Genomic DNA, 2378 nt, shown 5'->3' with positions numbered 1-2378 from the left:
CTGCCGGCGACCTCGATGGCGTGGGGGTTGTGGGAGCAGGCCAGCGGCATGACCGGCCACCTGGACGACGAGGACCGGGGCCGGCTCAACCGCGGTGGGATCGGCGTTCTGAGTTCGGAGCAGGGGCTTGAGCTGTTTGATGCCGCCCTCGCCTCCGATCGCGGGGTCGTGGTGCCGGTTTCGTTGGACCTGGCCGTCGTTCGGGCTGCTGCGGCCTCGGTCGGGGTGCCACCGGTGTTGCGTGATCTGGTGCGGGTTCCGGTGCGGCGTGCGGTGCGTGGGAGGGAGGTGGAGGTTTCCGAGTTCGCTGCGCGGTTGGCGCGGCTCGATGCGGCGGAGCAGCTGCGGGACGTGTTGGAGATGGCGCTTCGGCACGTCGCCCAGGTGCTGGGGCACGCCTCGGCGTCGGACATCGAACCCACCCGTCCGTTCAAGGACTTGGGCTTCGACTCGCTGACCGCCGTGGAGCTGCGAAACCGCCTGAACGCGGCGACGGGGTTGAGGCTGCCGGCGACATTGGTCTTCGACTATCCGACTCCGTCCGCCCTGGCGGCGTTCGTCCGGGACGAGGTCACGGGACGCGGACAGCAGCCGACCGGAATCGCCAACCCGACGACGACGGCGGTGAGCGCTTCCGCGAACGAACCGATCGCTATCGTCGGCATGGCCTGCCGCTACCCGGGCGGCGTGACCACCCCTGACCAGCTATGGGACCTGGTGGCCTCCGGGGGAGATGGCATCTCGGGCTTCCCCACCGACCGTGGTTGGGACCTGGAGGCGCTGTTCGACGTCGACTCGGGCAAGGCAGGCACGTCCTCCGCGCGGGAGGGCGGATTCCTGCATGACGCGGCCGACTTCGACCCGGCGTTCTTCGGGATCTCGCCGCGCGAGGCGCTGGCGATGGACCCGCAGCAGCGGCTGTTGTTGGAGACCTCCTGGGAGGCGATCGAGCGGGCAGGAATCGACCCCGGTTCGCTCCGTGGCAGTAAGACCGGCGTCTTCGCCGGCGTCATGTACCACGACTACGCGACCCGCCTGATGGCCTCCGGCGAGGACCTCCGCAGCCTGGAGGGGTACATCGGCAACGGCACCTCCGGCAGTGTGCTGTCCGGCCGGGTGTCCTACGTCTTCGGCTTCGAGGGCCCGGCGGTCACGGTGGACACCGCCTGCTCGTCCTCGCTCGTCGCCACGCATCTCGCGGTCCAGGCACTGCGCAGCGGAGAGACCTCGCTGGCACTGGCCGGTGGCGTGACGGTGATGGCCCACCCCTCGCTGTTCAGCGAGTTCTCGCGGCAGAACGGGCTGGCCGCGAACGGGCGTTGCAAGTCCTTCGCCGATGCCGCGGACGGTGCGGGCTTCTCCGAGGGCGTCGGGATGGTACTGCTGGAGCGGCTGTCGGACGCGCGGCGCAACGGTCACCAGGTGCTCGCGGTGGTTCGGGGCTCGGCGGTGAACCAGGACGGCGCGTCCAATGGTCTGACGGCACCGAACGGTCCGTCCCAACAGCGGGTGATCCGGCAGGCGTTGGCGAACGCGGGCCTGTCGGCGACCGATGTTGATGTCGTGGAGGCACACGGTACGGGTACGTCGTTGGGTGACCCGATCGAGGCCCAGGCGCTGCTGGCGACGTATGGGCAGGAGCGGGACACGGAGCGGCCGTTGTGGCTGGGGTCGATCAAGTCCAACATCGGGCACACCCAGGCCGCCGCGGGCGTCGCCGGCATCATCAAGATGGTGCAGGCCATGCGGCACGCGGTGCTGCCGAGGACGCTGCACGTCGACGCGCCGTCGACGCATGTCGATTGGTCCGTGGGTGCCGTGGAGTTGCTGACCGCGGACCGTACGTGGGAGGCCGCGGGCAGGAAGCGGCGGGCGGCGGTCTCGTCGTTCGGGATCAGCGGCACCAACGCGCATCTGATCGTGGAACAGGCGCCGGCCGATGCCGCCGCCGAGCCGTCGCACATCGAGACGACCCCGGACGCGGACGGGCTCGCGACGTGGATCGTGTCGGCCCCCTCCGAGGCCGGCCTACGCGCCCAGGCGCGGAGCCTGGGCAGCTACCTGGCCGAACGCCCGGAGCTGTCGCCGGCTGACGTTGGCTTCTCGCTGGCGACGACCCGAGCCGGCTTCGAACACCGCGCGGCCGTGGTGGGCACGGATCGCGAAACCTTGACGGCGGGGTTGGCGACCGTCGCGGACGGCCGGCCGGGTGCGGGGGTGGTCTGCGGCCAGGCACGCGCCACCGGGGGCCGAGTCGGGTTCCTGTTCTCGGGTCAGGGAGCACAACGTCTTGGTATGGGTCGGGAGTTGTATGCCCGTTTCCCGGTGTTCGCGGATGCCTTCGACGGGGTGGTCGAGGAGCTTGAGCGGGCGTTGGA

Annotated in this window: 1 protein-coding gene; it reads left to right on the top strand. The window is 70.4% G+C overall.

What is annotated here, in order from left to right; genetic code table 11:
* On the top strand, positions 1-2378 hold a 2378-nt coding region (locus ACIQU6_RS44385), incomplete at both ends, for a beta-ketoacyl synthase N-terminal-like domain-containing protein (protein ID WP_403488375.1).

Source organism: Streptomyces sp. NPDC090442, assembly GCF_044769405.1.
Classification (GTDB): domain Bacteria; phylum Actinomycetota; class Actinomycetes; order Streptomycetales; family Streptomycetaceae; genus Streptomyces.
Note: the sequence above shows the minus strand (reverse complement) of the source record. Positions and strands in the feature narration are given on the sequence as shown.